Here is a 24473-nt window from a genome sequence, read left to right as displayed (position 1 = left end):
GGGCTGGGCGGTCCGGGCGGGGTGGGCAGGGTGGGTGGGCCGACGTGAGGCCGGCCGGGGTGAGCCCGGCGGACGTTGGTCCAGCCGACGTGCGCCCAGCCGACGTGCGCCCCGCCGGGTGCCTGGCTCAGACCGTGGCGGTCGTGGCGCGGGTCGTGGTGGCGATCGTCGCCGAGCCGACCACGCGCGTGCCGTCGTACAGCACGATCGCCTGCCCGGGCGCGACGCCGCGCACGGGCTCCTTGAAGCTGACGCGGAGCTCACCGCCGACGAGTTCCGCGTCGACCTCGCTCTCGCCGCCGTGGGCGCGCAGCTGGGCGGTGTACGTGCCGGGGGCGGCCGGCTCGGTGCCGCACCAGCGGGGGCGGATCGCGGTCAGGGCGGTGACGTCGAGGGCTTCGGCGGGGCCGACGGTGACGGTGTTGTTCACCGGGGAGATGTCGAGCACGTACCGCGGCTTGCCGTCCGGGGCGGGGTGGCCGATGCGCAGGCCCTTGCGCTGGCCGATGGTGAAGCCGAAGGCGCCGTCGTGGGTGCCGAGCTTGGCGCCCTCCTCGTCGAGGATGTCGCCCTCGGCCTTGCCGCCGAGACGGGAGGCGAGGAAGCCCTGGGTGTCGCCGTCGGCGATGAAGCAGATGTCGTGGCTGTCGGGCTTCTTCGCCACCGCCAGGTCGCGGCGCTCGGCCTCGGCGCGGATCTCTTCCTTGGTGGTGAGGGTGTCACCGAGCGGGAACATCGCGTGCGCGAGCTGCTTCTCGTCGAGCACGCCCAGCACGTACGACTGGTCCTTGGCCATGTCGGAGGCACGGTGCAGCTCGCGGCCGCCGTCCTCGTTGACGACGACGGTGGCGTAGTGGCCGGTGCACACGGCGTCGAAGCCCAGCGCGAGGGCCTTGTCGAGGAGCGCCGCGAACTTGATCTTCTCATTGCAGCGCAGGCACGGGTTGGGCGTGCGCCCGGCCTCGTACTCGGCGACGAAGTCCTCGACGACGTCCTCGCGGAAGCGCTCGGCGAGGTCCCACACGTAGAACGGGATGCCGATGACGTCGGCGGCCCGGCGGGCGTCCCGGGAGTCCTCGATGGTGCAGCAGCCGCGCGCACCGGTCCTGAAGGACTGCGGGTTGGCGGAGAGTGCGAGGTGGACTCCGGTCACGTCGTGCCCGGCCTCGACGGCTCGGGCGGCGGCAACGGCGGAGTCGACCCCGCCGGACATGGCGGCGAGGACGCGGAGGGGACGCGGGGCATCGGGGCGCGGGGTATCGGTCATAGCTCGTCCAGGGTAATCGGAACCAACCCGGGACTCCCAAGCGTTACCCGTACAGGACGGGGACAGGGGGATCAGCAGGTGAGCGACGAGGCCAGGAAGAAGCCCAGCAGACGGGGTTTCCTGATCGGTACGGGGCTGGTGGTGACCGGCGCCGCCGTGGTGTGGGGCGACGAGGCGTCCCGGCTGTGGTGGAAGATGCCGGGAGTCGACAAGCAGCGCACCGACGGCGCGGTGGACCAGCCGGGCGTGCGGTGGGTGGCGGCCTCGGCGGGCAATCTGCGCCTCGCGGACCGCCCGGCCGACTACTCCATCGACCGCATCGTGATCCACACCACGGAAGGCAGCTACGACACGGCGATACGGGTCTTCCGCGACCCGCTGCACGCCGCCTCCGCGCACTACGTGGTGCGGGCGAAGGACGGGCACATCACCCAGATGGCCCGGGAGCTGGACGTGGCGTACCACGCGGGCAACCGCGGCTTCAACGAGCGCAGCATCGGCATCGAGCACGAGGCGTACGCCCACCGGAAGGGCACCCTGACGGACGTGATGTACCGGTCGTCGGCCCGGCTGGCCGCCGGCATCTGCGCCCGCTACGACATCCCCATCGACCGCGACCACATCATCGGCCACATCGAAGTCCCCGGCACGGACCACACGGACCCGGGCCCCCACTGGGACTGGGACCGCTACCTCCGCCTGGTCCGCGAAGCCTCCAGGGCCCGCACCTGAAGCCTCCGGGGCCCGCATCCAGGGGCGCGAGGCTGTATCAAGGTGCGGCTCCGCCGCCCGGGCGCGACCCGCCACGACGCTCCCGCACGTCCGAACCCCCCTCGCGGAGCACCTAGCGAAGGTGCACCGGCAACGAATCCACCCCGTAGACGATCGAAAGCTTGCGGAAGTCCAGATCCTCCGCCCGAACCGCCAGCCTCATCTCCGGGAATCGCCGCACCAGCGCCGGATAAGCCGCCCGCAGCTCCATCCGCGCCAGCTCCGCGCCGATGCACCGGTGAATCCCGTATCCGAAGGCCAGGTGCCCGGAAGCCTTCCGGTCCGGGTCGAAGCCCCCCTTGTCGGGGGTGTACGAGACATCGCGGTTGCCCCCCGCCAGGGAGCACAGCACCAGGTCCCCCTTGGGAATCCGCACGCCGGCTATCTCCACGTCCTCCCGCGCGAACCGCGGGAAGGCCACCTGCACGACGGTGAGGTACCGCAGCGCCTCCTCCACGAACGGCGTCGCCGCCGCGTCGTCGTCCCGCAGCCGCGCGAAGGCCTCGGGGTTCTGGAGCAGCAGCAGCGAGCCCAGCGCCAGCATGCTCGCGGTGGTCTCGAAGCCGCCGGTGAGGACGCCGTCGGCGAGACCGGCCAGCTCCTCGTCGCCCACGGTGTCGCCGTGGTCCCGGATGATCATGCCGATGAGGCCGTCGCCCGGGTTCTCCCGCTGCTTCTTCACCACGTCGCGGAAGTAAGAGAGCGACTCCGACATCGCGCCGAAGGGTGCGGTCGCCCCGCTGAACAGGTCGAAGCGCTCCATCGCCAACTGCTGGAAGTCGTGGCGGTCCTCGTAGGGCACGCCGAGGAGTTCGCAGATGGTGAGGGAGGGTATCGGCAGCGCGAAGTTCTGCACGAGGTCGACGGGTCCGCCGTCGGCGCCCGCGGCCTCCATCGCGTCGAGCTGCTCCTCGATGAGCGTCTCGATGCGCGGGGTGAGCCGTCGCAGCCTGCGCATCGTGAATTCCGGGGTGAGGATCCGGCGCAGGTGCGTGTGGACCGGCGGGTCGCTGAAGCCGAGGCCGCCGGGGTTCTGGTCGGCGGCCACGCCCGCGTTGCCCGCGATGTTGGTGAAGTCGCTGCTGAAGCCGTCGGTGGAGCCGAGCACGGCCTTCATCTCGTCGTGCCCCGTCACGACCCAGGCGTCCATGCCGAAGGGCAGCGGCACCTGGTAGATCGGCGATTGCGCCTGCCTCGCGGCCAGCTTGGCCACCGGGTCGAGACCATCTCGGCGCATGGGAAGGAGCAGGTTCTCGGGAAGCCGGGAGATCAACGAGGAGCTGATTCCGTGCTTCTGGATCCTGGCAAAATACATGCGCCCGATCCGCGCGGTGATGCGGGAACGGAGGGTCGCCTTCAACGTGAACTCCATGGGTCGTCGTGCGGCCCAAACGCGCGGCGCGGACTTCTGCGACTTCTGAGGGCTTCAGAGATCTCAAGTATAAAGAGCGATTCTGCGCCCTCAGGGTTGAGCGTGACCAGGGTTACACAAAACAGAGTCACCCTCCGCTTCGGGTCCCGCCGCTGGTCTCCCGCATTCCGCGACCCGTCTCCCTGCCGACCTTCAGGTCAGTCCCGCGGTACGGGCCCGGTCCACCGCCGGACCGATCGCGGCGGCGACCGCCGCCACGTCCGCCGCCGTGGACGTGTGCCCCAGGGTGAAGCGCAGGGTGCCACGGGCCAGGTCGGGATCGGTGCCGGTGGCGAGCAGGACGTGGCTCGGCTGGGCCACGCCCGCCGTACAGGCCGAGCCGGTGGAGCACTCGATGCCCTGGGCGTCGAGCAGCAGCAGCAGCGAGTCGCCCTCGCAGCCGGGAAAGGTGAAGTGCGCGTTGGCGGGCAGCCGCCCGCCGGGGGCCGGGTCTCCGCCGAGAACGGCGTCCGGGACGGCGGCCTGCACCGCCTTCACCAGATCGTCGCGCAGCCCGCCGACCGTACGTACGAAATCCGCACGGCGTTCCGCGGCGAGCACGCCCGCCACCGCGAAGGAGGCGATCGCCGGCACGTCGAGGGTGCCGGAGCGCACGTGCCGCTCCTGGCCGCCGCCGTGCAGGACGGGTACGGGGGTGTACTGGCGGCCGAGCAGCAGCGCGCCGATCCCGTAGGGGCCGCCGATCTTGTGGCCCGAGACGGTCATGGCGGCAAGCCCCGAAGCCGCGAAGTCCACATCGAGCTGGCCGTAGGCCTGGACGGCGTCGGCATGCAGCGGAACCCCGAACTCCGTTGCCACGTCGGCGAGTTCACGGACCGGCATGACGGTCCCGATCTCGTTGTTCGCCCACATGACGGTGGCGAGGGCGACGTCGTCGGGATCGCGCGAGAGCGCCTCGCGCAGGGTGTCCGGGTGCACGCGCCCGTACGGGTCGACGGCGAGGTACTCGACGCGGGCGCCTTCGTGGGTGGCGAGCCAGTCGACGGCGTCCAGCACCGCGTGGTGCTCGACGGGGCTGGCCAGTACGCGGGTACGGCGCGGATCCTCGGCCCTGCGCGCCCAGTACAGCCCCTTGACGGCGAGGTTGTCGGCCTCGGTCCCGCCGGCGGTGAGGACCACCTCGCTGGGGCGCGCCCCGAGCGAGGCGGCGAGGGCCTCGCGGCCCTCTTCGACGGTACGGCGGGCTCGCCGCCCGGCGGCGTGCAGGGAGGAGGCGTTGCCGGTGACGGTCAGCTGGGCGGTCATCGCCTCGACCGCCTCCGGCAGCATGGGCGTGGTCGCGGCGTGGTCGAGGTAAGCCATGGTGGGGCGATTGTACGAGGCCCTGGGGCGGGCGGCGGCGGGGCGGTGGGGTCGCACGGGCGCGGACCGGGGAGCTTCGTGCGGGTTCGTTGTGGCTGGCCGCGCAGTTCCCCCCGCCCCTGAAGGGGCATCTTCAGCCCGTCGAGGGGGTACCCCCTGGCCCTCAAGGCCTTGGGGGAGCTTGAGGACGCGCGGCGCAGCCGTGCACCGGGCGCAGCCCGGGAGGCCCACCCCCACCGGCGCAAGCCGTGCTGCCCGCCGTAGGCGCGAGCGCACCCGCCCGCGCAGGACGGCCCCTCACTCCCCCTCACCCGCAGACTCGTAGAGCGCCACCACCTCCCGCGCGCTCCTCAGCACCTCCGCCCGCGCCTCCCCCGGCCCCAGCACCTCCACGCTCGCGCCGAAGTCCAGCAGGCCTCGTACCCAGCGGACGTCCGGGTAGGACAGGGAGACGTCCGCCCACTCCTGGGACTCCCCGCCCGGCGGGCCCGTCAGGTCGGCCCCGTGGATCCGTACGAACATGTCCAGCCGCTCCCGCCGCACCCGTGCCCGCACCACCAGCCCGGCCGCCCGCTGCTCCACCCCCCGGCGCAGCACCTCCCACACCTCGGCCAGCTCCACGCCCGCCCTGCGGCGCACCGGATCGTCGAGCAGGGCGGCCGAACGCACCCGGTCCGCGCGGTAGAGCCGCGGGATGCCCCGGTGGTCGGCGACCAGGTACCAGACCCCCGCCTTGGCGACCAGACCGTACGGATCGACGGTGTACGTACGCACCTCGGCGGCGCCGGAGTGCCGGTAGCGCAGCCGCAGCCGGCGGTCCGCGAAGACCGCCTCGTGCAGCACCCCGAGGTCCGCGTCGGACGAGGGCGCCCGCAGCCACCGCACCGGGTCGACGATGATCCGGCGGCTCGTCAACTCCGCGGCGGGCCGGTGCGGTTCGGGCAGCGCTGCCATCACCTTGCGCAGCGCCGAGCCGAGCGCCCGGTCGAGCCCGAGGTCCGCGTGCGCGTTCCGGGTGGCCGCGTTCCGGGAGGCGAGGACGAACAGCGCCCGCGCCTCGTCGCCGGTCAGACCGGTGACATCGGTCCGGTACCCCGGCAGCAGCGCGAATCCGCCGTGCCGCCCGCGCTCCGCGTACACCGGCACGCCCGCCGCCGACAGCGCCTCGATGTCGCGGTGGACGGTGCGTACGGACACCTCCAGGCGCTCCGCCAGTTCGGTGGCCGGGACCAGCCCCCGGGTCTGGAGCAGCAGCAGGATCGAGAGCAGTCGGTCGGCCTTCACGGCGGCCAGCCTCTCACCGCATGGCCGCCCCGCGAGCGGGCACCCGGCACATAAGGATTCCGTAAGGGGTCACTGGGCCAGTCAACTGGCAGGTACGGAAGGGGACTTCAGATGCTGGCAATCGTGGGAGCCGTGCTCTTCGTCATCGCGTTCATCATCAACGCCGCCGACATTTCGGCGCACGAGATCTTCATGCCGACCAGCCTCATGCTGCTCGGTCTCGCCTTCCTCGCCCTGCACGTGGCGGGCATCGGGTCCGGCTGGAGCGCAGGACGGAGCCGGCGCCGCTGACCGGCGGCACCGACACCGCCCCCGCATCACAAGGACATCACAAGGGCCCGCGACAAGAGGGCCCGCACCGAGGAGAAGCGCCTACGGACGCGGCGCCCGCGCCAGCTGCCGCGACTGCGCGACCAGCCGGTCCGCACTGTCCCAGACCTCCGCGTCCTCCTCCAGGAAGCCGCCCGCCAGGTTGCGGGTGACGATGGAGACCCGCACGGGACCCGGCGCCGGGCGGCAGCGCACATGGGTGGTCAGCTCGACGGTCGGCGTCCAGCCCTCGATGCCCAGCTCGAAGCTGGTCGGGGGCAGTGCGTCGACCGCGAGCAGCAGCGACAGCGGGTCGGCGTCGCGGCCGTCGGCCAGGGCGAACCAGGCACGCATCTCGCCCTTGCCCGAGGGTGCGCCGACCGCCCAGCCGATCGTCGCCGGGTCCAGCTTGAGGTCGAGGCGGTCGGTGATGGAGTTGCCGGGGATCTGCGGGGCGGGTCCGTCGGAGGCGCCGAAGCAGTGCTCGCGCGGCGGAATGGCGGGCGGCTTCGCCGTCGTACGCACGTCGTCGGAGAGTGCGTCGAGGTCGCCGTAGGAGGCGAGGACGCGGATCCGCTCGACCTCCCGGCCCTCCTCGTCGTACTGGAAGAGGGAGGCCTGGCCCGAGGAAAGGGTACGGCCGGTGCGCACGGCCTCGGTGCGGACCACGGCGGGTCCCGGCCGGGAGGGCGTGAAGTAGTACGCGGAGAGGGTGAACGGGTCCGGGTGCGGCAGGGCGTCGGCCAGCGCGCGGCCGATGACCGCCAGGAGGTAGCCGCCGTTGACGGCGTTGAAGATCGTCCAGCCCGCGGAGAGCTCCGCGTCGTACACGCCGGGCTCGCTCTCGCGCCGTACGACCGCGGTGTCACGGTCGAACTCGCTGTCCCCGATGGATACCGGGGTGGACCCGATGGATGTCTGTGCCATGGTTCGCACGCTACACCGCACCGGTTACTGAGCGGTAGCTTTTCTCGTACGAATACGAAACCGCACGCACGCTCTCGTACGAGCCCTCATCCCACCTGATCCGGCTCGTCCGCCTTCACCGACGACCGGTGCCAGGCCCGCGGGGCCCGCCAGTGGAACTTCAGCGCCATCAGCCGCAGCGCGAACGCGGTGATCGCCGCGAGTGCGCTGGTGAAGGGGTTCAGCACCTCGAAGCGGATGCACAGCGCGACCATCGCCGCCCCGACGATCGCCGGCACCGCGTACAGGTCCCGGTCCCAGCGCAGCAGCGACGGCACTTCGTTCGCGAGTACGTCACGGAGCACGCCGCCGCCGACCGCCGAGGCGAGGCCGAGCGTCGCGGACGCGGTCAGGCCGAGCCCGTAGTCGTACGCCTTGGCCGTGCCGCTCACGCAGAACAGCCCGAGCCCGGCCGCGTCGAAGACGTTCACGCCGAGCTGGATCCGCTCGACCTCGGGGTGCAGGAAGAACACCAGCGCCGTGGCCACCAGCGGGGTGATGAAGTACCCGAGGTTGGTGAAGGCGGCGGGCGGCACCGCGCCGATGATGAGGTCGCGGAACAGCCCTCCGCCCAGTGCCGTGACCTCCGCGAGAACCGCCATGCCGAAGACGTCGAAGTTCTTGCGGACCGCGAGCAGCGCGCCGGAGATCGCGAAGACGAAGATCCCGACGAGGTCGAGCACATGTTGGACGGAGGGGCTGAAGAGTTCCTGGAGCACCCGACATTCTTACCTACCGGCGGGCGCCGACCGGCCGCGCCGCGGAGGCGTGGTTCACGGCGCGGCCCCGGCGCCCGGCCTCGCGGGCCGGCCTCAGAGCGCGGGCTTGCCCTTCTTGAACAGCCACGTGTCGAACAGCCCGTCCAGTTGCTGCCCGGAGATCCGCTCCGCGTACTTGATGAACTCGCCGGTCTCCGCGTTGTCGTACTTGTAGTCGGCGACCCAGGTGCGCAGCAGCTTGAAGAAGGCCTTGTCGCCGATCTTCTCGCGCAGCACCTGGAGCGTCATGGCGCCCCGGTTGTAGACGGCGGAGGCGAACATCGTGTCGCGCTGCGGATCGCCGATCACCGTCTGCCAGAAGGCCGACTCGGCCGGGCGGGAGTTGTACGAGGCGCGCATCAGGTCGTGGGCGGTGCCGCGGCCCTTGTGCTCCTCCCACAGCCACTGGCTGTAGGTGGCGAAGCCCTCGTTGAGCCAGATGTCGTCCCACTCCTCGGGCGAGACCGAGTCGCCGAACCACTGGTGCGCCAGCTCGTGCGCGATGGTGCCCTCGCTGCGGATGGCCGAGTAGACCGGCTTGGTCTGGGTCTCCAGCGAGAACCCGGCCTGCGGCATGTCGTCGACGATCGCGCCGGTCTCCTCGAAGGGGTACTTGCCGAAGAGCTCGGACCAGTAGTCGGTGATCTCGGCGGTCAGGCCGTAGACGTCGACGCTGCTGCTGTTCTTCAGTACCGGGTCGATGGCGACGTAGATCGGAATGCCGCCGGGGGTGACGCCCTTGCGGACGTCGAACTTGCCGATGGTGGCGGTGGCCAGGTAGGTCGCCATGGGCTTGTCGGTGCGCCAGTGGTGGGTTGTCCTGTCGCCCTGGGTCTTCGTCGAGACCAGGCGGCCGTTGGAGACGCCCGTCAGGCCCTTGGGAGCCTTGATGCGGATGTCGAAGGTCGCCTTGTCGGAGGGGTGGTCGCTGCCCGGGAACCAGGTGGAGGCGGCGTTCGGCTCGCAGGCGACGAAGACGCCGTCGGTCGTCTTCATCCAGCCGTAGTCGGAGCCGAAGACGATGGGGCCCGAGAGCGCCTCGGGGACGCCTCCGTACGTCACCTCGACGGTGAACTTCTCGCCCCGCTCCAGCCAGTGGCGCGGCGTGATGCGGATGTCGTCGCCCTTGCGGCTGAAGTCGGCGCGTCTGCCGTTCACTTCGATCGAGGCGACGGTGAGCTTCTGGAGGTCGAGGTGGAAGGAAGAGAGGTTCTTCAGCGCCTTGGCGGTGATCGTGGCACGGGCGTCGAGGCGGTCGGTGTCGGGGTCGTAGTCGAGACCCAGGTCGTAGTGGCGGATGTCGAAGCCACCGTTGCCGAGGTTCGGGAAGTACGGATCGTCGACGCCGGGGGAGCCGGGTTTCGGGCCGGGGGCCGCGGCGACCAGACAGAAGGAGGAGGCCGCGAGTGCGACGGCCGCCAGACGTGCCGAACGGGAGAGTGCCATGAGTCTTCCCTTCGAACGCGTTGCCGTGTGAAGCAGACGCGCCGACTCTGCACTCTCCCGTTCCCGGAAGCGACCGACATGTACATGACTTTGCGAAATCATGTACTACCGGCTAGTAGGAACCCATTCGTCCGGATTCCGCCCCTCAACTCCCTTTGTTTCAGGCGTCCTTGGCGATGTCCACGGTCTTCACCGCGTCCTTCGCCTCCGCCAGGATCTTCTCCCCCGGCGCCTGGTCCTCGGCGTTCTCCGGGTGGTGGCAGGCGACCTGCTGGCCGGGCTTGAGCTCCAGCAGCGGCGGCTCCTGCGTCTTGCAGATCTCCGTGGCCTTCCAGCACCGGGTGTGGAACCGGCAGCCGGTCGGCGGCGAGATCGGCGAGGGCACGTCGCCCTTGAGCAGGATCCGCTCGCTCTTGACGCCGCGCCGCTTCGGGTCGGGCACCGGCACCGCCGACATGAGCGCCTTGGTGTACGGGTGCATCGGCGCCTTGTAGAGCGAGTTGCGGTCCGCCAGCTCGACGATCTTGCCGAGGTACATCACCGCGATCCGGTCGGAGACGTGCCGGATGACCGAGAGGTCGTGCGCGATGATCACGTACGTCAGCCCAAGCTCCTGCTGGAGGTCGTCCAGCAGGTTGACCACCTGGGCCTGGATCGACACGTCGAGCGCGGAGACCGGCTCGTCGGCCACGACCAGCTTCGGCTTGAGCGCGAGCGCACGGGCGATGCCGATGCGCTGGCGCTGGCCGCCGGAGAACTCGTGCGGATAGCGGTTGTAGTGCTCGGGGTTGAGACCCACCACCTCCAGCAGCCGCTGCACCTCGCGCTTGAGGCCGCCCTCCGGCTCGACGCCCTGCAGCTTGAACGGCGCCGAGATGATGGTGCCGACCGAGTGCCGGGGGTTCAGCGAGGAGTACGGGTCCTGGAAGATCATCTGCACATCCCGGCGCAGCGGGCGCATGCCCCGTACACCGAGGTGGGTGATGTCCTGGCCCTGGAACTCCACGGAGCCCGCGGTGGGCTCCAGGAGGCGGGTGATCAGCCGGCCCATGGTCGACTTTCCGCAGCCCGACTCGCCCACCACGCCCAGCGTTTCACCGGAGCGCACGTCGAAGGAGAGGCCGTCCACCGCCTTGACCGAAGAGGTCTGCCGCTGGAGCAGGCCCTTGCGGATCGGGAAGTGCTTCTGCAGCCCTTCGACCTTCAGCAGCACCTCCCGCCCGTCTGCCTTCGGCTCGGCCTTGCCGGAGGCGGAAGTCTCGCGCGGCGCGGGAATCGTCACGTCGTTGTCCTCGCTCACAGCTTGGGCGCAATCTCTTCGGTCCAGATCCGCTCCCGGTCCTCCTGCGACATGTGGCAGGCGGCCCAGTGCCCGTCGCTCTCCACCTGGGTGAGCTCGGGGCGGTCGGTGCGGGTGATGCCGCCCTTGGGCACATCGGCGTACGGGCAGCGCGGGTTGAAGGCGCAGCCGGACGGGATGTTGATCAGGGACGGCGGGGAGCCCTTCACCGGAATGAGGCGCTCGGTCTCGTCCCGGTCGATCCGCGGCATCGAGCCGAGGAGCCCCCAGGTGTACGGGTGGCGGGGCTCGGAGAAGACCTTCTCGGCGGAACCGCGTTCGACGCACCGGCCGCCGTACATCACCAGGATGTCGTCGGCCAGTTCGGCGACGACGCCCAGGTCGTGGGTGATGACGATGACCGACGAGCCGAACTCCTTCTGGAGGTCCCGGATCAGGTCCAGGATCTGCGCCTGGACGGTGACGTCCAGAGCGGTGGTCGGCTCGTCGGCGATGAGCAGTTCCGGGTTGTTGACCAGCGACATCGCGATCATGGCGCGCTGGCGCATCCCGCCGGAGAACTCGTGCGGGTAGGAGTCCACCCGCTTGTCAGGCTGCGGGATGCCCACCCGGTCCAGCATCTCGACCGCCCGCTTGCGCGCGGTCTTCTTGTCCACCTTGTTGTGGACGCGGTACGCCTCCACGATCTGGTGGCCGATGGTGAAGTACGGGTGCAGGGCCGACAGCGGATCCTGGAAGATCATCGCCATGTTGCGGCCCCGCAGATCGCGCACGGCGTCCGGCTCCGCGGTGAGCAGCTCCTGGCCCTTCAGCCAGATCTCACCGGAGATCTGCGCCTTGCGCTTGCCGTACTGCCCGGTGGTGTGCAGCCCCATGATGCCCATCGAGGTGACGGACTTGCCGGAGCCGGACTCGCCCACGATGCCGAGGGTCTTGCCCTTCTCCAGCGAGAAGCTGAGGCCGTCGACGGACTTGACGATTCCGTCGTCGGTCGGGAAGTGCACCTTGAGGTCGCGCACCTCAAGGAAGGACTCGGACGGCTGCCTGTCGGCGGACACGGGCTCTCCCAGCGCCGCGCCGCTCTTGCTCAGGTCGGTCATGCGAGCCTCACTCGGGGGTCGATCACGGCGTACATCAGGTCCACGACCAGGTTGGCGACGATCACCGCTGCGGAGGTGATCAGGGTGACGCCGATGATCACCGGAAGGTCGTTGGTCTTGATCGCCTGGAGCACGGCGCCGCCGAGTCCGGGAATACTGAACGTGGTCTCGGTCAGGATCGCTCCGCCGATCAGGGCGCCGACGTCCATGCCGAAGACGGTGAGGATCGGCGCCATGGTGGAACGCATGGCGTGCTTGCCGATGACCACGCGTTCACTCAGGCCCTTGGCCCGTGCGGTCCGGACGTAGTCCTCGCCCATGACTTCCATCATGGTGGCCCGGGTGAGCCGTGCGTACATCGCCGCCTGGAGGAAGGCCAGCGTGACCCAGGGCATGATCATGCCGGCGAACCAGCTGCCCGGTGAATCGGCGAAGGGCACGTACTGACCGTCCAGCCAGCCCAGGCTGTAGGTGAAGACCGACAGCGCGAGCATGCCGGTGAAGTAGATCGGCAGCGAGACGCCGGCCAGGGCGATGGCCATGGAACCGCGGTCCCACAGCGTGCCGCGCTTGAGCGCGGAGATCATGCCGGTGACGACGCCCATGACCAGCCAGAGGACGGCCGCACCGGCGACGAGGCCGAGGGTGACCGGGAGGCGGTCCTGCAGGAGCGGCCAGATCGGCTGCTCGGTGCGGAAGGAGTAGCCGAAACAGGGGGCCGGGCAGTGGATGTCGTCGCCGAAGCTGTTGTAGTCGCGACCGACGAACAGTCCTGAGATGAACTCCCAGAGCTGGACCAGGATCGGGTCGTTCAGCTTGAGCTTCTCCCCGATCGCCTTGATGGTTTCGGGGTCGGCCTGCTTGCCGATGAACATACTGGCCAGGTCGAGACCTGCCCATTTGGGGACCAGGAAGAAGATGGCGAACGTCACGAAAATGACGATCAGAAGCATCACTATGACGGCGCCAAGCCGCCTGATGAGATAAGCGAGCACTGCTCTCGGCCCGGCGGGACGGGCCGGGGAAGGCACCGGATTGCGGTACCTGCCCCGACCCGTCACGCGACGGCCCTCACCTGCCCTTCGTGCCTAGCGGCGGGTGCGCCGGCGGAGCGATCGGAAAGTCACTACTTGACGACGCCGAGCGAGGCGTAGTCGTAGTAACCGTTGTTGTTGGTGGTGGTGTAGACGTTCGTCAGGCGGCTGCTGCGCCACTTGATGTTCTTCTCGAACACGAACGGCAGGTAGACCGCGTGCTCCGAGACCATCTTGTTGACGTCGCTGTAGATCTTGGCCGCCTCTTCGGGCGTCTTGGCAGCGATGGCGTCGGCGAGACCCTTGTCGATCTTCGGGTCCTTCAGCATCGAGTAGTTGTTGTTACCGCTCTCGGTGATGTACTTCGAACCGACGAGCGGCAGCAGGAAGCCCTGGCCGGACGAGAAGTCCGGGCCCCAGCCCATGATGATGATGCCGTAGTTCTTCTTCTCGACGACCTTCGGTGCGCCGATCACGGTGTTGGACTGGGCACCGTCGTACTGGTCGATCTCGGCCTTGATGTTGACCTTGGCCAGCGAAGCCTGCATCGACTGGGCCGTGGCGACCTCGGCCGGCTTGTTGTTGCGGACCGCGATGGTGGTCGAGAAGCCTTCCGGCTTGTTGCAGAGCTTCAGCTCTTCCTTGGCCTTGGCGATGTTCGCCGCGCCGTCGTTCTCCAGGGCCCCGTACGGGTCGTACTTCGGGTCCGAACCGCTGATGATCTTCGGCAGCATGTTCGTGGCGATGTCACCACCGGCCATCGGGCCACCGCGGGCGGTCTGCAGCGACTTGTGGTCGCTGCCGTAGATCACGGCCTTGCGGCAGTGGACGTTGTCGAACGGCTTGACCGTCTGCGGGAAGACCGCGTAACGGATGTAGCCGGTGTCCGGGTTGTCGATGTTGCCCTTGTGCTTCTGGATCGCCTTGGTGCGGCCCGCCGAGCTGAGGCCGGTGCCGTTGATGTCGACGTCGTAGTCACCGTTGATGAGACGGTTGTCCATCTCGTCGGCGTTGGTGATGAAGGTGACGTCGATCTTGTCCGGGAGCGCCTTGCGGATCGGGTCCGTCTTGGCGTCCCAGTGCGGGTTGCGGCTGAGCTTGATGGACTTGTTCGGCTCGTAGGAGTCGAACTTGTACGGGCCCACCGACGCCGGCTTGAGGGCGTACTTGGACTTGGTGTCCAGGTCCGGGCGGACCGGGGTGCCGGACGGCATGGCCAGCATCTGCTCGAAGTCGACGTTGGGCGCCGGGAGCTTGAAGACGATGGTCTTGTCGTCGGGCGTCTCGATGGCCTTCAGGCCGAGCTTGTCCGGCGCCTTGTCCTCGTAGGGACCCTTGTAGGTCTTCTCCGGGTCCAGCACCTGCTGGAGGTAGAGCGGACCGCCGGAGATGACCTTGTCGGCCCAGATGCGCTCAATGCCGTACTTGACGTGCTGGGAGGTGATCGGCTTGCCGTCCTCCCACTTGATGCCGTCCTTGAGCTTGTACGTGTAGGTCTTCTTGTCCGCGGAGACCTCGGCGAGACCGCTGGCCAGGTCGGGGACCAGCTCTTCGCTCTCCTTGCCCGGTGCGGGCTTGTAGGAGATCAGCGTGCGCGTGTAGTAGCGCGCGAAGTCCCACATGAAGCCGTAGTAACCGCGCTGCGGGTCCCAGGAGTCGGCGTCCTGCGTGCCGATGAACTTGAGGGTCCCGCCCTTCTTGTCCGACGCGTTGAGGACCTTGCTGTTGGCGGCGTTGAAGCCGGGTCCCTTGCCGTCGGCGCCGTCCTTGCCGCCCTTGCTGCCGCCTCCGCCGCAGGCAGCGGTGGTCAGCAGAGCCGCGACGACGATGGCCGACGCGGCGGCCGTCTTTCGCCTGGGTGTCCTCATGGTTGTCACGATCTACTTCCTCCGTCATGGGAATCACGGTCCGTGCGATGCGCCGGACCGGAGCTCTGGGTGGGTCGTCGCATCAGCGCGTGCCCTTGGGGTCGAGGGCGTCCCTGACCCCGTCTCCGAAGAGGTTGAAGGCCATCACGGTGATGAAGATCGCGACGCCGGGGATGATCATGTACGTCGGCACGTACTCGAAGGTCGAGATGGCGTTGGACAGCATCTGTCCCCACGACGCGGTCGGCGGCTTGACCCCCACACCGAGGAAGCTGAGCGCGGCCTCCGTGAGGATGTTGGTCGGGATCATCAGCGTCATGTAGACGGTGATCGGGGCGACCAGGTTGGGCAGCAGTTCCTTGAACAGGACGTAGCCGCGCCCGGCGCCGAGACTGCGAGCCGCCTCGACGTACTCGCGCTCACGCAGTGACAGCGTCTGGCCCCTGACGATGCGGCCGATGTACGGCCAGCCGAAGAAGCCGATGACCATGATCAGGACGAGCATGCGCACGCCCGTGCCGCTGAGACCGAGGATCTCGTTGGGCAGCACCGAGACCAGCGCGATGATGAACAGGAGCTGCGGGAACGACAGCAGCATGTCCATCACACGGCTGATGACCGCGTCGATCCAGCCGCCGAAGAAGCCGGCGACGATGCCGAGCAGCGTGCCGAGCACCACGGCGACGACCGCGGCGAGGAAGCCGACCAGCAGCGAGACGCGCGCACCGTAGACGATGCGGCTGAAGACGTCACGGCCGTTGACCGGCTCGACCCCGAACAGGAAGTCCGAGTTGGCGCCACCCCAGGCACCGATCGGGTTCGAGGTCAGCGGGTCGATCATTTCCTCGTGGTACTCGTCGGGCGGATGCCCCAGCAGGTCCACGATCCACGGGGCGAAGATCGCGACGAGCACCAGGAACAGGACGACTGCGCCGCCGGCCAGGGCCAGCTTGTCGCGCTTGAGCCGGGTCCAGGCGATCTGGCGCAGCGACCGTCCTTCGACGGCCTTGGTCACGACATGTGCGGCAACGGCGGCGTCCTGCGCCGGATCCGTCCCCGCACTCGTGTCGGGCAATGGTGCCGTCATCGTGGTTGCGACCCCTCTCGGCCAGCGGTGACCGGCCCTTGCTCGCCGCTAGTGGCGGCTTGAAGCTTGTCGAACACAGGGCGAACGCCCCTTGATTCGGGGAGTCTTCAATGCGGAAGCCACACCCCGCCAGACCCCCCGGCCAAAGGATGCGCAACCGTGACGCTTTCAGGGGTGTTCCGGTATCCGGACGAGGGTTAACGAGGGGCGAACAGGGGGCAATTGGGACCAAGCTCCAGCAGTACGCCCCAACTGGCCTTCATAGCAACTAAATTGGGACAGACCATCGCCGACACGTCAACGGGCCGACCATACGGCGCGAACTCGGCGCGCGGGCAGGGGAATTGTGCCGGGGAAGGGCATTTGCTCAGGGCCGTTCAGATGCGGCCGTGCAGGTGTGCGGGCGCCTGGATGCAGCCGCGCGGGCGCCAGGATGCAGCCGCGCAGACGCAGCCGTGCAGACGTGTCCGCGCAGACGCAGCCGTGCAGACGTGTCCGCGCAGACGCAGATGTGCAGACGCAGACGTGCAGGCGCAGACGTGCAGGCGCAGCCGTGTCAGTACGCGCGCGACGGCGGGTAGCCGTATCCCGGCGCACCGGTCGGCGCGGGCGCGTGCGCGTCGCGGTCGTAGAACGGCCGGGCATTGGCGCGCAGCCACATGCCGACCGGGTCGTGCTCGTCGGTCATCGCGACCGTGGACACCGGCAGCCCGTCGGGGACGACACCGATGGACTGCTGCATCATCGCCCGCACCGCCTCGACCGACTGCCGGCTCGTGTCGTACAGGTCGAGACCGATGGCGAGGTACGGAGCACCCAGCGCCGGCTGCACCCAGGCGCGGCTGAGCGCCCGGACGGCCGGGGTGCGGTGGGCGTTCTGGGACAGCTGGGCGTAGAACTGCGGGATTTCCAGGGCGGGTTCGGACATCCGCAGCGGGCCTGCGGGCATCCGGTCCAGACCGGTGGCGATGCGCCGCAGGTCGAGCCAGGGGATGCCGACGCCGCCGCCGGGGGCGTGCGGGTTCAGCCAGATGCCCCAGCGGTCGGGGTAGAGGGCGCGGGCCAGGTCGACGCCGGTGCCCACTTCGTACGCCCGGTTCCAGCCGCTCGCGGCGAGCTCCTGCGCGGAGGTGACGCACGGCGCGTAGCCGAAGCCGTCGACCTCCATGTTCCCGTACTGGGCGTCGGGGGATCCGGCGGTGCCGTGCCACAGCAGCATCCACAGCCGGCCGTCCGAGAGGGCGTGCAGCAGCGCCTCGTACGCGTCGAACCGCCCGGGCGTCACCTGGCGCAGCATGTGCTCGACCTGTCCGGCCGCCGCGGTGCCTGACGCGCTCACCCTGGGTCCCGCCCCTCTTCGATCCACCGAGTCCACCGTGTCGACCAATCCGCCCCCGTGTGGCGAGGTCATCAAACCAGCTTAAGCGGCACTGGTGACACCGCGTCGGTGTCGGTTTCGACAGTCTCCCCGAAGGACCGGGGTTCCGTGTTCCCGTGTGCTGATCCCAGGCGATTCCGGGCGGATCCCGGTGCCCTGTGAACGGTTCCCGGTGCTCCCCCGGGCGGATCTCAGTGTTCGCGTTGGTAGAAGGGCCGTGCCCGCTCCAGCATCCAGACGGCCACCGGGTCCTGCTGCGCCATGTCGAGCAGCAGCAGGTGCACCGGCCACGGCACCGACTCGCGGCCGAGCGCCCGGCCGAGCGCGTCCATCGGCGCGTTGCGGTCGGCGCCCTCCCAGGACGACAGCTGTACGCCGACGAACAGGACGGGGTCTTCGCCCTCGATGCTGGCCAGCGCGCGGCGGGCGGTGACGACCACGCCGCTCTGCTGGAACTCGCCCGCGGCGGCGGCGAGGAAGTCGACCGGCTCCTCCTGCCAGTCCGGCTCGAACAGCCGCACCCGGCCGCCGGTCGCGGGCCCGTCCAGCGGCGTGCGCCCGGTCCTGCACAGTTCGGCGACGGCGGGCGGCGGCAGCGGTGCGCCGACGTTGCCGCCCGGGTTCACGACGATGCCCAGCTGCGGCGGCAGCCCGCGCGCGAACTCCACGGCGGGCGCGACGGCGAACGCCATGTGGCCGCCCACGCACTGCAGGAACTGCTGTTCGGAGCTGAAGACGGGGACGTACGCCTGTCCGTCGATCTCCGTGGTGGGCAGGTCGAGCGGTCCCCGGTCGGGGCCGCCGCCGTTCGGCAGCGGGATCCACAGGGGGCTGCGGCCGATCGTCTCGACGAGACGGGCGCCGGCGGCGGGGCTGCCGAGCGAGGCGGCCAGCACCTCTTCGAGCTCGTTCCCCGGCCAGCCGCTGCCGTGTCCCGGATCCACGCCGGGGCCGGGGGCCTGACCCGCACCGTGGCCTTCTCCCGGACCCACGCCGGGGCCGGGGACCTGGCCCACGCCGTGGCCGGGGACCTGGCCCACACCGTGGCCTTCTCCCGGACCCACGCCGGGCCCGGGGACTTGGCCCACGCCCGGGCCCACGCCGTGGCCGGAGGCCTGGCCCATGCCCGGACCCATGCCTTCCGCGTCGTACTGCCCCGTCGTCTCCGGAATGTCCACGGACTGCTCCTTCTCGCTGCTCCCGCCCTGCGCAACGACCCTATCGCCGGGCCCGTCCCCGGACGGCAAGGGCCCGTACACCGGCCCCAGCCCACCCACCTCGGGCCCCATCCCGCTCACCCGGCCCCAGCCCTGCTCGCCCCGGCCCCAAGCCCGCTCCCCCGAGCCCAGAGCCCGCTCACTCCAGGCCGAGCCCGCTCACTCCAGGCCGAGCCCGCTCACTCCAGGCCCAGCCCGCTCACTCCAGGCCCAGCCCCTCACCCCGCACTCAGCCCGCCTCGAAGCCGATCTCCCGCAGCGCCCCCGCCGCCTCCCGGTCCAGGAGCACCGCCGATGCGCACCCGGCGGGCAGCCGCTCGCCCTCGGCGTCACGGACCAGCGTGCCGACGGCCCGCCGGTGCCGTGCGAAGGCGTAACCGGAGACTCCCCGTCCGCGCTCGCGCTGGCCGTCCCTGGCCACCTCGGGCGTCACGTCGAGCAGGACCAGCCGCAGCCCGCGTCCGCGTCTGCGCGCCTCGCGCGCCAGCCAGCGCCGCACCCACGCCTGCGTACCGCAGTCGTGCACGACCACGCTCTCGCCCGAGCGCAGCGCCTGCCGCAGCCCGGCGTAGTGGGCGATCCGCACCAGCGGGCGGTAGAGGGCGTACGGCAGTGCGCGCGGCATTCTCAGGTCCCAGCGCTCCCGCACGTCCTGCGAATCGATGGTGCGGACCCCCGCCACCGCCTTGCGGATCAGGGTGGACTTCCCGCTGCCCGGCAGCCCGGACACGACCACCACGTCCCCCGCGGCGAACGTCAGCAGGCGCGGACTCCTCCCGGCCCGCTCCCGCAGATCGCGCACGACCGGCACGGGCCCCACCGCCCTCACGCCCGCCGTCACCCCCGGACCTGGCTTCGCCGCCACGCCTGCCGTAGCGGCACATGCACTGGACTGCTGCAACGTCCTCACCCCTCCCCCTGTGGGTACGACTCACCCTTGCCCAAGAAGTGTAAAGAAAAGGTAATGCGGGACAAGCGATTTGCCGACCGGAGGGGGCGTGCAATGATGTGCGCGCCAGGCAGCCCCTGCGCACACCCAACTTCACAACGGCCGTATGAATCCGCGCGGGAGAGTCCGGGACACCAGTGCCCCGGACGCCGAAGGAGCAAGCTCCTCCCTTGAATCTCTCAGGCCCCGTACCGCGCGGGCGAGGCAGATCTGAAAAGCGGGTCACCCCCTGTCACGGGCGGTGACCCCACCCAAGGTGCAAGCCGGTCGCAGTTGCCCCGGCGAACCTCTCAGGTTCCGATGACAGATGGGGAGGACAGTCCTCGTCGTCATGCCCTGGGAGTCTTCAGTCATGAGCACCGCACCCCGTCTCACTGCCCTCGATGCCCTGCACCGCTCGCTCGGTGCGACCATGACCGACTTCGCGGGCTGGGACATGCCGCTGCGGTACGCCTCCGAGCGCGACGAGCACAACGCCGTACGCACCAGGGCCGGCCTCTTCGACCTCTCCCACATGGGCGAGATCACGGTGACCGGCCCGCAGGCCGTCGACCTCCTCAACTTCGCCCTCGTCGGCAACATCGGCACCGTCGGCCTCGGCCGCGCCCGGTACACGATGATCTGCCAGGAGGACGGCGGCATCGTCGACGACCTGATCGTCTACCGCCTGGGCGAGACCGAGTACATGGTGGTCGCCAACGCCGGCAACGCCCAGGTCGTCCTGGACGCCCTCGTCACCCGCTCCGAGGGCTTCGACGCCGTCGTACGCGACGACCGCGACGCGTACGCGCTGATCGCCGTGCAGGGCCCCGAGTCCCCCGGCATCCTCAAGTCCGTCACGGACGCCGACCTCGACGGCCTGAAGTACTACGCGGGCCTGCCCGGCACCGTCGCCGGTGTCCCGGCACTGATCGCCCGTACCGGCTACACCGGCGAGGACGGCTTCGAGCTCTTCGTCGAGCCGATCCACGCGGAGGCGCTGTGGCAGGCACTGACCGAGGCGGGCGCGGGCGTCGGCCTCATCCCGTGCGGCCTGTCCTGCCGCGACACGCTCCGCCTGGAGGCGGGCATGCCGCTGTACGGCAACGAGCTGACGACGAAGCTCACCCCCTTCGACGCCGGTCTCGGCCGGGTCGTCAAGTTCGAGAAGGAAGGCGACTTCGTCGGGCGTACGTCCCTGGAGGCAGCCGCCGCGCGCGCCGAGAGCGCCCCGCCGCGCAAGCTCGTCGGCCTGATCGCCGAGGGCCGCCGGGTCCCGCGCTCCGGCTACCAGGTCGTCCACGAGGGCAAGGTCGTGGGCGAGGTGACCTCCGGTGCCCCGTCCCCCACCCTCGGCAGGCCGATCGCGATGGCGTACGTCGACGCGGCCCTCGCCGCGCCCGGCACGGCGGGCGTCGGCGTCGACATCCGCGGCAGCCACGAGCCGTACGAAGTCGTCGCCCTGCCGTTCTACAAGCGCCAGAAGTGACGCTCCACAAGCACCACAGGTGAGGCTCCACACGCACCAGAAGTGACGAACGCCGCATCCTCAGGGGCGTACCCCCGTCTCATCTGTCAAGACCCCGTTCCTCAGCACTCCCCCGCATCCAGGAGAATTCAGCCATGAGCAACCCCCAGCAGCTGCGTTACAGCAAGGAGCACGAGTGGCTCGCGACGTCCGAGGACGGCGTCGCGACGGTCGGCATCACGGAGTTCGCGGCCAACGCACTCGGTGACGTCGTCTTCGCCCAGCTCCCCGAGGTCGGCGACACGGTCACCGCGGGCGAGACCTGTGGCGAGCTGGAGTCGACGAAGTCCGTCAGCGACCTGTACGCCCCGGTGACCGGTGAGGTCGTCGAGGCCAACCAGGCCGTCGTGGAGGACCCGTCGCTGGTGAACTCCGCTCCCTTCGAGGGCGGCTGGCTGTTCAAGGTGCGCATCACGGAAGAGCCGTCCGACCTGCTCTCCGCCGAGGAGTACTCCGCACTCTCCGGCAGCTGAAGCGCTCCGGCACCTGAAGCGCCCCGGCCACTGAAACGCAGCGGCCTCTGAAACGCTCCGGCAACTTCAATCGCCTGAACCCCCTAGGGACTCGCCTGATGTCGCTTCTCAACTCCTCCCTCCACGAGCTGGACCCGGACGTCGCCGCCGCTGTCGACGCCGAGCTCCACCGCCAGCAGTCCACCCTCGAAATGATCGCCTCGGAGAACTTCGCTCCGGTCGCGGTCATGGAGGCCCAGGGCTCGGTCCTCACCAACAAGTACGCCGAGGGCTACCCGGGCCGCCGCTACTACGGCGGCTGCGAGCACGTCGACGTCGTCGAGCAGATCGCGATCGACCGCATCAAGGCGCTGTTCGGTGCCGAGCACGCGAACGTCCAGCCGCACTCGGGCGCCCAGGCCAACGCCGCCGCGATGCACGCGCTGATCAAGCCGGGCGACACGATCATGGGTCTCAGCCTGGCCCACGGCGGTCACCTGACCCACGGCATGAAGATCAACTTCTCCGGCAAGCTCTACAACGTGGTCCCGTACCACGTCGACGAGACCGGCGTCGTGGACATGGACGAGGTCGCCCGCCTCGCCAAGGAGACCCAGCCGAAGCTGATCGTGGCCGGCTGGTCCGCCTACCCGCGTCAGCTGGACTTCGCCGCCTTCCGCAAGATCGCGGACGAGGTCGGCGCGTACCTGATGGTCGACATGGCGCACTTCGCGGGCCTCGTCGCGGCCGGGCTGCACCCCAACCCGGTCCCGCACGCCCACGTGGTCACCACGACGACGCACAAGACCCTCGGCGGTCCGCGCGGCGGCGTGATCCTCTCCACGCAGGAGCTCGCCAAGAAGATCAACTCGGCAGTCTTCCCGGGTCAGCAGGGCGGCCCGCTGGAGCACGTGATCGCAGCCAAGGCCGTCTCCTTCAAGGTCGCGGCCTCGGACGAGTTCAAGGAGCGCCAGCAGCGCACCCTGGACGGCGCCCGCATCCTCGCCGAGCGCCTGGTGCAGTCCGACGTCACCGAGTACGGCGTCTCCGTCCTCTCCGGCGGTACGGACGTCCACCTGGTCCTCGTCGACCTGCGCAACTCGGAGCTGGACGGCCAGCAGGCCGAGGACCGTCTCCACGAGGTCGGCATCACGGTCAACCGCAACGCCATCCCGAACGACCCTCGCCCGCCGATGGTCACCTCGGGTCTGCGCATCGGCACCCCCGCCCTCGCCACCCGCGGTTTCCAGACCGAGGACTTCACCGAGGTCGCCGACATCATCGCGGAGGCCCTGAAGCCCTCGTACGACGTCAAGGCGCTGTCGGCCCGCGTTTCGGCACTTGCCGACAAGCACCCGCTTTACCCCGGACTGAAGTAGTTCCGTACTCTTCATCTGTACGTCCAAATCCAGCAATACGTAAAAACGGGGCATCGCGCACACTGGACAGTGAGTGCGGTGCCCCGCCCGTTGCCCCGGTTGCCCCTGGGCAACGAGGCACCCCCGCACCTGTCCTGCTTCTGCACACCCGTTCTGCCCGACGGACAAAGGCGTCCGCCACCCTTCTGAGGAGTTCTGCTGTGGCCATCTCGGTCTTCGACCTGTTCTCGATCGGCATAGGCCCGTCCAGCTCCCACACGGTGGGCCCGATGCGGGCCGCCCGGATGTTCGTGGGACGCCTCAAGAAGGACGGCCTGCTCGCCCAGACCACCGCCGTACGGGCGGAACTCTTCGGCTCGCTCGGCGCCACCGGCCACGGCCACGGCACCCCGAAGGCCGTCCTGCTCGGCCTGGAGGGCCACTCGCCGCGCACGGTCAACGTCGAGACCGCCGACGCCGAACTGGAGCGCATCCGCACCACCGGCCGCCTGCGTCTCCTGGGCACCGAGATCGGCGCCGCGCACGAGATCGACTTCGACGAGCCCAACCAGCTGATCCTGCACCGCCGCCGCTCCCTCCCGTACCACGCGAACGGAATGACCCTCTTCGCGTACGACGCGGCGGGCGCGCCCCTCCTCGAAAAGACCTACTACTCGGTCGGCGGCGGCTTCGTCGTCGACGAGGACGCGGTCGCGGGCGAGAGCCCGATCGTCCCTGACGACACGGTCCTCAAGTACCCCTTCCGCACCGGCGACGAGCTCCTGCGCCTCGCCCGCGAAACCGGCCTCTCGATCTCCTCCCTCATGCTGGAGAACGAGATGTCCTGGCGCACCGAGGAGGAGATCCGCGAGGGCCTCCTCGAAATCTGGCGCGTCATGCAGGCCTGCGTCTCGCGCGGCATGTCCCGCGAGGGCATCCTCCCCGGCGGCCTCAAGGTCCGCCGCCGCGCCGCCAATTCGGCCCGCCAACTGCGCGCCGACGGCGACCCCAAGGCACACGCCATGGAGTGGGTCACCCTCTACGCGATGGCCGTCAACGAGGAGAACGCCGCCGGCGGCCGGGTCGTCACCGCCCCCACCAACGGCGCGGCCGGCATCATCCCCGCCGTCCTGCACTACTACATGAACTTCGTCCCGAACGCGGACGAGGACGGCGTCGTCCGCTTCCTCCTCGCGGCCGGCGCGATCGGCATGCTCTTCAAGGAGAACGCCTCCATCTCCGGCGCCGAGGTCGGCTGCCAGGGCGAGGTCGGCTCCGCCTGCTCCATGGCCGCAGGCGCCCTCGCCGAGGTCCTGGGCGGCACCCCGGAACAGGTCGAGAACGCCGCCGAGATCGGCATGGAACACAACCTCGGCCTCACCTGCGACCCGGTCGGCGGCCTCGTCCAGATCCCCTGCATCGAACGCAACGGCATGGCCGGCGTCAAGGCCGTCACCGCCGCAAAGATGGCCATGCGCGGCGACGGCAGCCACAAGGTCTCCCTCGACAAGGTCATCAAGACCATGAAGGAGACGGGCGCCGACATGAAGGTCAAGTACAAGGAGACGGCCCGCGGCGGCCTCGCGGTCAACGTCATCGAGTGCTGACACACCGCCCCTGATCTGGAATTCCCTCTCCGCTCTGCGATCACACCGCCAGCCCCTGCCCTCCGGAGCACCTCTGCGTGC

Annotated in this window: 22 protein-coding genes and 2 riboswitches; of the genes, 7 read left to right on the top strand and 15 right to left on the bottom strand. The window is 69.7% G+C overall.

The features are described 5' to 3' along the window. Window positions 1-127: 127 nt before the first annotated feature. Window positions 128-1267 (bottom strand): tRNA 2-thiouridine(34) synthase MnmA, encoded by a 1140-nt coding sequence (gene mnmA, locus ACWGIG_RS19620; protein WP_453322884.1) that lies wholly within the window; start codon window positions 1265-1267, stop codon window positions 128-130. Window positions 1268-1345: 78 nt separating this feature from the next. On the opposite strand from mnmA, the gene ACWGIG_RS19615 reads away from it, so the two are divergent. After that, window positions 1346-1999: an N-acetylmuramoyl-L-alanine amidase gene (locus ACWGIG_RS19615; RefSeq protein ID WP_453322883.1), complete on the top strand. Its 654-nt coding sequence runs from the start codon at window positions 1346-1348 to the stop codon at window positions 1997-1999. Between the two features lie 112 nt (window positions 2000-2111). On the opposite strand, the gene ACWGIG_RS19610 is transcribed toward ACWGIG_RS19615, so the two are convergent. After that, a complete protein-coding gene (locus tag ACWGIG_RS19610; protein ID WP_453322887.1) occupies window positions 2112-3353 on the bottom strand; it encodes a cytochrome P450 in 1242 nt (413 codons plus the stop codon). Between ACWGIG_RS19610 and ACWGIG_RS19605 the strand changes: the two genes are divergently transcribed. Then, window positions 3274-3459, top strand: a complete 186-nt coding sequence (locus ACWGIG_RS19605) for a hypothetical protein (RefSeq protein WP_453322888.1) — start codon at window positions 3274-3276, stop codon at window positions 3457-3459. The genes ACWGIG_RS19610 and ACWGIG_RS19605 overlap by 80 nt on opposite strands. A 143-nt stretch (window positions 3460-3602) precedes the next feature. On the opposite strand, the gene ACWGIG_RS19600 is transcribed toward ACWGIG_RS19605, so the two are convergent. Together ACWGIG_RS19600 and ACWGIG_RS19595 are read right to left on the bottom strand one after the other, a co-directional pair. After that, window positions 3603-4772 (bottom strand): cysteine desulfurase family protein, encoded by a 1170-nt coding sequence (locus ACWGIG_RS19600; protein ID WP_453322882.1) that lies wholly within the window; start codon window positions 4770-4772, stop codon window positions 3603-3605. 297 nt (window positions 4773-5069) lie between these two features. Beyond that, entirely contained in the window at window positions 5070-6056 is a 987-nt protein-coding gene (locus ACWGIG_RS19595) for a helix-turn-helix transcriptional regulator (RefSeq protein ID WP_453322881.1), read from the bottom strand. Between the two features lie 111 nt (window positions 6057-6167). Between ACWGIG_RS19595 and ACWGIG_RS19590 the strand changes: the two genes are divergently transcribed. Further along, window positions 6168-6347 (top strand): hypothetical protein, encoded by a 180-nt coding sequence (locus ACWGIG_RS19590; protein WP_453322880.1) that lies wholly within the window; start codon window positions 6168-6170, stop codon window positions 6345-6347. 81 nt (window positions 6348-6428) lie between these two features. On the opposite strand, the gene ACWGIG_RS19585 is transcribed toward ACWGIG_RS19590, so the two are convergent. The 11 genes from ACWGIG_RS19585 to ACWGIG_RS19535 form a co-directional block, all read right to left on the bottom strand. Further along, complete coding sequence (locus ACWGIG_RS19585; protein ID WP_453322879.1) at window positions 6429-7292, bottom strand: thioesterase family protein; 864 nt, start codon at window positions 7290-7292, stop codon at window positions 6429-6431. Window positions 7293-7378: 86 nt separating this feature from the next. Next, window positions 7379-8050 (bottom strand): trimeric intracellular cation channel family protein, encoded by a 672-nt coding sequence (locus ACWGIG_RS19580; RefSeq protein WP_453322878.1) that lies wholly within the window; start codon window positions 8048-8050, stop codon window positions 7379-7381. 93 nt (window positions 8051-8143) lie between these two features. Then, window positions 8144-9535 (bottom strand): M1 family metallopeptidase, encoded by a 1392-nt coding sequence (locus ACWGIG_RS19575; protein WP_453322877.1) that lies wholly within the window; start codon window positions 9533-9535, stop codon window positions 8144-8146. A gap of 160 nt (window positions 9536-9695) precedes the next feature. Beyond that, window positions 9696-10811: an ABC transporter ATP-binding protein gene (locus ACWGIG_RS19570; protein ID WP_453322886.1), complete on the bottom strand. Its 1116-nt coding sequence runs from the start codon at window positions 10809-10811 to the stop codon at window positions 9696-9698. Between the two features lie 20 nt (window positions 10812-10831). Then, window positions 10832-11935 (bottom strand): ABC transporter ATP-binding protein, encoded by a 1104-nt coding sequence (locus tag ACWGIG_RS19565; protein ID WP_453322876.1) that lies wholly within the window; start codon window positions 11933-11935, stop codon window positions 10832-10834. Next, window positions 11932-12930 carry an ABC transporter permease gene (locus tag ACWGIG_RS19560; protein ID WP_453322875.1) on the bottom strand — a complete coding sequence of 333 codons (999 nt, stop codon included), beginning with the start codon at window positions 12928-12930 and terminating at the stop codon, window positions 11932-11934. The genes ACWGIG_RS19565 and ACWGIG_RS19560 overlap by 4 nt, the downstream gene beginning before the upstream one ends. 131 nt (window positions 12931-13061) lie before the next feature. Then, entirely contained in the window at window positions 13062-14846 is a 1785-nt protein-coding gene (locus ACWGIG_RS19555) for an ABC transporter substrate-binding protein (protein ID WP_453322874.1), read from the bottom strand. A 73-nt stretch (window positions 14847-14919) separates the two neighbouring features. Further along, window positions 14920-15924, bottom strand: a complete 1005-nt coding sequence (locus ACWGIG_RS19550) for an ABC transporter permease (RefSeq protein ID WP_453322873.1) — start codon at window positions 15922-15924, stop codon at window positions 14920-14922. Between the two features lie 556 nt (window positions 15925-16480). Beyond that, a complete protein-coding gene (locus ACWGIG_RS19545; protein ID WP_453322872.1) occupies window positions 16481-17263 on the bottom strand; it encodes an enhanced serine sensitivity protein SseB C-terminal domain-containing protein in 783 nt (260 codons plus the stop codon). Window positions 17264-17493: 230 nt separating this feature from the next. Then, complete coding sequence (locus tag ACWGIG_RS19540; protein WP_453322885.1) at window positions 17494-18246, bottom strand: enhanced serine sensitivity protein SseB; 753 nt, start codon at window positions 18244-18246, stop codon at window positions 17494-17496. A gap of 502 nt (window positions 18247-18748) precedes the next feature. Next, entirely contained in the window at window positions 18749-19429 is a 681-nt protein-coding gene (locus ACWGIG_RS19535) for an AAA family ATPase (RefSeq protein ID WP_453322871.1), read from the bottom strand. Window positions 19430-19575: 146 nt separating this feature from the next. After that, a riboswitch (glycine riboswitch) is annotated at window positions 19576-19672 on the top strand. Further along, window positions 19673-19785, top strand: a riboswitch (glycine riboswitch). Window positions 19786-19820: 35 nt separating this feature from the next. Between ACWGIG_RS19535 and gcvT the strand changes: the two genes are divergently transcribed. The 4 genes from gcvT (at window position 19821) to ACWGIG_RS19515 (ending at window position 24392) form a co-directional block, all read left to right on the top strand. Next, on the top strand, window positions 19821-20936 hold the full coding sequence (gene gcvT / locus ACWGIG_RS19530; protein ID WP_453322870.1) for a glycine cleavage system aminomethyltransferase GcvT: 1116 nt from the start codon (window positions 19821-19823) through the stop codon (window positions 20934-20936). A 134-nt stretch (window positions 20937-21070) separates the two neighbouring features. Further along, a complete protein-coding gene (gcvH, locus tag ACWGIG_RS19525) occupies window positions 21071-21448 on the top strand; it encodes a glycine cleavage system protein GcvH (RefSeq protein ID WP_453322869.1) in 378 nt (125 codons plus the stop codon). 98 nt (window positions 21449-21546) lie between these two features. Next, entirely contained in the window at window positions 21547-22806 is a 1260-nt protein-coding gene (gene glyA / locus ACWGIG_RS19520; protein ID WP_453322868.1) for a serine hydroxymethyltransferase, read from the top strand. Window positions 22807-23006: 200 nt separating this feature from the next. Then, window positions 23007-24392: an L-serine ammonia-lyase gene (locus tag ACWGIG_RS19515; protein WP_453322867.1), complete on the top strand. Its 1386-nt coding sequence runs from the start codon at window positions 23007-23009 to the stop codon at window positions 24390-24392. Window positions 24393-24473: the final 81 nt, after the last annotated feature.

The sequence above is a fragment of the Streptomyces sp. NPDC054863 genome, from assembly GCF_053610825.1.
Note: the sequence above shows the minus strand (reverse complement) of the source record. Positions and strands in the feature narration are given on the sequence as shown.